The organism is Streptomyces sp. NPDC085927 (assembly GCF_044540975.1).
Taxonomy (GTDB): Bacteria; Actinomycetota; Actinomycetes; order Streptomycetales; family Streptomycetaceae; genus Streptomyces; species Streptomyces hirsutus.
On the sequence record NZ_JBITSN010000015.1, the window covers coordinates 1 to 4,365 of the forward strand.

Annotated in this window: 3 protein-coding genes and 4 pseudogenes; 3 read left to right on the top strand and 4 right to left on the bottom strand. The window is 67.3% G+C overall.

All coding sequences use genetic code 11. From position 1 onward, the window contains the following. Positions 1-104: pseudogene (locus ACIF80_RS29720) on the top strand (IS5/IS1182 family transposase); the annotation flags it as partial. A 9-nt stretch (positions 105-113) separates the two neighbouring features. Here the strand turns inward: ACIF80_RS29720 and ACIF80_RS29725 are convergent. Both ACIF80_RS29725 and ACIF80_RS29730 read right to left on the bottom strand, forming a co-directional pair. Next, positions 114-661: pseudogene (locus ACIF80_RS29725) on the bottom strand (IS5 family transposase); the annotation flags it as partial. Next, positions 634-1,172, bottom strand: a pseudogene (locus tag ACIF80_RS29730) (transposase family protein); the annotation flags it as partial. The pseudogenes ACIF80_RS29730 and ACIF80_RS29725, both read right to left, overlap by 28 nt. Positions 1,173-1,371: 199 nt before the next feature. Between ACIF80_RS29730 and ACIF80_RS29735 the strand changes: the two are divergent. After that, on the top strand, positions 1,372-1,770 hold the full coding sequence (locus ACIF80_RS29735; protein ID WP_399810272.1) for a thiol-disulfide oxidoreductase DCC family protein: 399 nt from the start codon (positions 1,372-1,374) through the stop codon (positions 1,768-1,770). Between the two features lie 3 nt (positions 1,771-1,773). Here the strand turns inward: ACIF80_RS29735 and ACIF80_RS29740 are convergent, their stop codons facing one another. Continuing rightward, the gene (locus ACIF80_RS29740) at positions 1,774-2,901 is read right to left on the bottom strand and encodes an HTTM domain-containing protein (RefSeq protein WP_399810273.1); all 1,128 of its coding nucleotides are present in this window, start codon (positions 2,899-2,901) and stop codon (positions 1,774-1,776) included. Beyond that, on the bottom strand, positions 2,888-3,472 hold the full coding sequence (locus ACIF80_RS29745) for a DUF5819 family protein (RefSeq protein ID WP_399810274.1): 585 nt from the start codon (positions 3,470-3,472) through the stop codon (positions 2,888-2,890). Before ACIF80_RS29745 ends, ACIF80_RS29740 begins: the two co-directional genes overlap by 14 nt. 323 nt (positions 3,473-3,795) lie before the next feature. Between ACIF80_RS29745 and ACIF80_RS29750 the strand changes: the two are divergent. Then, a pseudogene (locus tag ACIF80_RS29750) lies at positions 3,796-4,365 on the top strand (hypothetical protein); the annotation flags it as partial.

Consider the following 4,365-nt stretch of genomic DNA (forward strand, 5'->3'; position numbering starts at 1 on the left):
GCTGCCGCCGTCTGCACCGCCGCTACGAGCGCAAGGCCGACCACTTCCTGGCCTTCACCAGCATCGCCTGCACCCTGATCTGCTACCGCAGACTCGCCAAATGAGATGACTTCTTAGTTGGTGATTCGGCGGTAGCAGATGAGGGCTGCGGCGATGCCGACGAACCCAAGGAAGTGGTCTGCCAGGCGCTCGTAACGGCGATGCAGGCGGCGGAAGCCATTCAGCCAAGCCACGGTCCGTTCGACCACCCAGCGGTGCTGGCCGAGTCGCGCCGAGGACTCGATACCTTTGCGCGCGATACGAGGCGTGATGCTCCGCTCTCGCAGCCATCGCCGCAGGTGGGAGTAGTTGTATCCCTTGTCTCCGTGGAGCTTCGCAGGACGGCGTCGGCGTGGCCCGCGACGCGATCGAATCGGTGGGATGCCCCGGACGAGTGGCTCAAGTCCTTGACTGTCATGGGTATTCGCACCGGAGATGCCGACGGAGACAGGCAAGCCACTGCGGTCGGCGAGCAGGGGAATTTTGGATCCCTTCTTGCCTCGATCAGTCGGATTCGGTCCTGTCAGAGCCCCCCTTTGAGAGCCCGGAGACTGACTGGGTCGATGGCCCACCGGGACCAGTCGAGCATGCCGTTGGAACCGAGCTCATCAAGGCGCGGTCGGCGAGGACGGGCACGCCCTGGCGTTCGCAGAGTCGGATGATGCGGTGAGTACGGGCTGCGGTGAGATCGTGGGTCCGGACCGGCAGTGCGGGCGAGATCCACAGCACGTGCCCGGTCGGGTCGGTGACGACCTGCACGTTCACGCCGTGCCGGCGGTGCTTGGCGGAGTAGTCGGCTCGCCCGTTGCCCAGCCGGTCGCACTCGGCGAGTGTGCCGTCCAGCAGGACGTAGTCCGGATCGGTCTCCCGCAGGACCTTGAGCAGGCCCGGCGCACGGTCGGCAAGCAGGTCGATCGCTTTCGACGTGCAGGCGTGGGCGGTTCCGACGGAGATGCCGAAACCGGCGGCGATCTGCGCGAGAGTGTCGTGCTCGCGCAGGTACACCAGGGCGACCAGCGCGCGCTGGTGCGGGGCAGCTTGCAGCGGCGGTCACCCTCGCGGGTGACCATCAGCATGATGACCCACTCGACCAGAGGGTGAGGGAGGTCGAGTGCGGCAGGATAGGCAACCAACGAGGCTCCTGCGCCGATGGGTTGAGACTTCGAACACCTCCTTCAACGGCACGGGAGCCTCGTGCATTGCGCACCCCGCGACCGTCACCCGATCAGTGGCCACGCTAAAACGCTCCGTAGGCCGTGTTGCTCGCCAATCGCTTTTGATCACCGCACACTGAAGTTCTTCAACGCAGTACGCAGGGGAAAGGAAGCCCGGATGGCGAGCCAGCCCATTCTGTTGTTCGACGGAGACTGCGGTTTTTGTGGCCGAACAATCGAGATTTTTCGGCGCACCGTTCGGCCGCGTGTGCAATTCGCCCCCTGGCAACACGCCGACCTCGCCGCCCTGAATGTCACCGAGGACAGAGCCGACCGCGAGGTCCTTTGGATCAGCCCGGTCGGCGGCAAGGTCTACGGTGGAGCGCGCGCCCTGTCCGCCGTGCTGATGTGCGGACGGAGACGCTGGTGGTGGCTCGGGCTTGTTCTTCGACTGCCGCCTGTCAACTGGATGGCACGCGGCGTCTACCAGGTTGTCGCGAAGAACCGCCATCGCCTGCCGGGCGGCACAGCCTCCTGCTCTCTCCCGGCTCATATGCGAGGGAAACCGGACTGCTGACCCCTATTTCAGTGAGGGCTGCGGCGGTACCACAGCGGGTGCTGTCCCGACGAGGGCTCCCGCTCCCACGCCACCTGTGCGCTGAAAGGCGCGCCGCCCCAGCCGCCCCAGGGCGCGGTAGAAGCGGTCCGGCAGGAATGCGGCATCGGCGACGATCATCGCGCCGGAGAAGAGAGGCAGCCCCATGAGCACCGCGATATTCACGTGCATGCCCAACAGCAGTACTAGGACAGGGTATTTGAGCCTGCCGAACAGGACGAACGGAAAGGAGACCTGCACCAGCACTGTCAGGTAGCCGACGACGGCGATCAGTACGTGCTGGCCGGCGATCATCTGGGACAGCTCGGGCCAGGGCCGGAACAGGTCGATGTTCAGGACATAGTGCAGAGCGGTGCCGTCGCCCCACTTCGGGCCCTGCACCTTGTACAGGCCCGCGCATCCGTAGAGGAAGCAGACCTGGGCGGCGATGACGAACATGCCGCAGTTGTGCAGCACGGTGGTCACGATGGTGCGGGCGTCGCCGAGATGGTGCCGGAGATCGCCGCCCCGCGGGCCTGCCGTCCTGCCCGCCGGCGCCTGGAGCCGGGTCCTGCGGGCGTCGAGGGACCAGCGCCGGCCGCACGCGGTGAAGACGAGGTAGACAGCCATGAGGACCATGAGATTGTCCCCGCCGTCCGCCATGTAGATCGCCCTGGCGTGGAACGACACCACCACGACCGCGAACAGCACGGACACCGCCCGCGTCCGCCAGCCCAGCAAGAACAGCGCACACGTCACCAGAGCCACGGCGTAGCAGATCTCGAAGTACACCTGGCTGTCGGACAGGGTGAGGACGCTGGCCCACCCGCTCTGGTCGAACATCTGCCTGGCCAGCGTGGGCGTCCACGGTGAACCTGGGCCCCACATCTCGTTGCGGTGCGGAAACTCGCGGAGCAGGAAGACGAGATAGAGCAGCCCGTACCCGATGCGCAGCACCGCCGCCGCGTACAGGGAGACCGGCCGCTCGGTCAGGAGGACGAGGAACGCATGGACCCGGTCGAGTACGCGCTGCGGCATGCGAACGGCTGCCCGCTCGGTGGTGCGTTCGGACACGGTGGGCGCCGCGGCCGGTTCCTGCTCAGTCCGTTGCATGCGAGGCCACCTTCCACCAGGGCAGATACCGGGTTTCGGCCCGCGTCGATGCCGTGGCGGCCGAGGGGGGTCCACCCGCTGCGCCGGGCGCGGCGATAGGCCGCGAGATCACCCGCAGCTGGATGGAATCGAAGGTGCCGCCTCGTTGGGCGGCGACGCGATCCGCTGCGATGTTGCGCAAATACTTCTCGATCATCAGAGCCCGCTCCGAGCTCGGCCGGTTGTCGCCGCCGTGCGTTTTCAGGTACGCGTTCCAAGCCTGGCGCAGCATGTTCTGTGCCGTATGGCTCGGAAAGACGTTGTGCTTGACGGCGGCATCGTCCTCAGCGGTCAGATCGATCCAGCCGCTCACCCGCGCGGTGCCGTCCGGTGCCGTCTGCCTGGTCCTCGCCGAGATCTGCCGGTTGGCGGACTGCGGATTCGGGGCGAAGAGCCGCCAGTTCTGCTCGAACACGGGCCGGACCCACGCGTCGACCTGCTGGCTGTACGCCTTTGAGATGGCGTTCGGAGGCGCTACGTACAGAAACACCAGGAGTACATGGACCAGGGTCACTGCCAGGCACAGGGCCACCGCGGTTCCCGTTGCAGCGCTCAGCGGGCGGGGTGGCCCTGAAATCATCCCACGGGTGCTACCCGGCGGCCCCCCGCCACTGTCCTGCGCTGCCGGCTCAGCTCCGGTCCGCTGCGGATACTTCACGTTTGTCGACTCAGCGCCGCTCAGCACGGCCCCACCCGGTCCTTCCCATCCTGACTGCTCGCACCTGCTGCTCCTGCTTCCGCGGGCGGCACGCGACGGAATTGATGACGATCCACCGCGCGCCACCCGTCTTACCTTCAGTGCGAAATGGGCGCCTTGGACGCGTCGCCCTTGCCCGACTTGTCCGGCCTCTTGTCATGGCCGGGCTTCTGCGGCTTGTCATGGCCGGGCTTTCCCGGCTTGCCGGGCTTTCCTGGCTTCTTGTTGCAGTCGCAGTCGTGTCCACCCACGGCGTCACCAGTCGCAGCAGCGTCACCGGTCGCGGCGGCATCGCCGGTCGCGGCAGCGTCACCGGTCGCGGCGGCATCGCCGGTCGCGGCAGCGTCACCGGTCGCGGCAGCGTCACCGGTCGCAGCAGCGTCACCGGTCGCAGCGGCATCGCCGGTCGCAGCAGCGTCACCGGTCGCAGCAGCGTCACCGGTCGCAGCAGCGTCACCGGTCGCAGCAGCGTCACCGGTCGCAGCAGCGTCACCGGTCGCAGCGGCATCGCCGGTCGCAGCATCGCCAGTCGCGGCGTCACCAGTCGCAGCATCGCCAGTCGCGGCGTCACCAGTCGCAGCATCGCCAGTCGCGGCGTCACCAGTCGCAGCATCGCCAGTCGCGGCGTCACCAGTCGCAGCATCGCCAGTCGCGGCGTCACCAGTCGCAGCATCGCCAGTCGCGGCGTCACCAGTCGCAGCATCGCCAGTCGCGGCGTCACCAGTCGC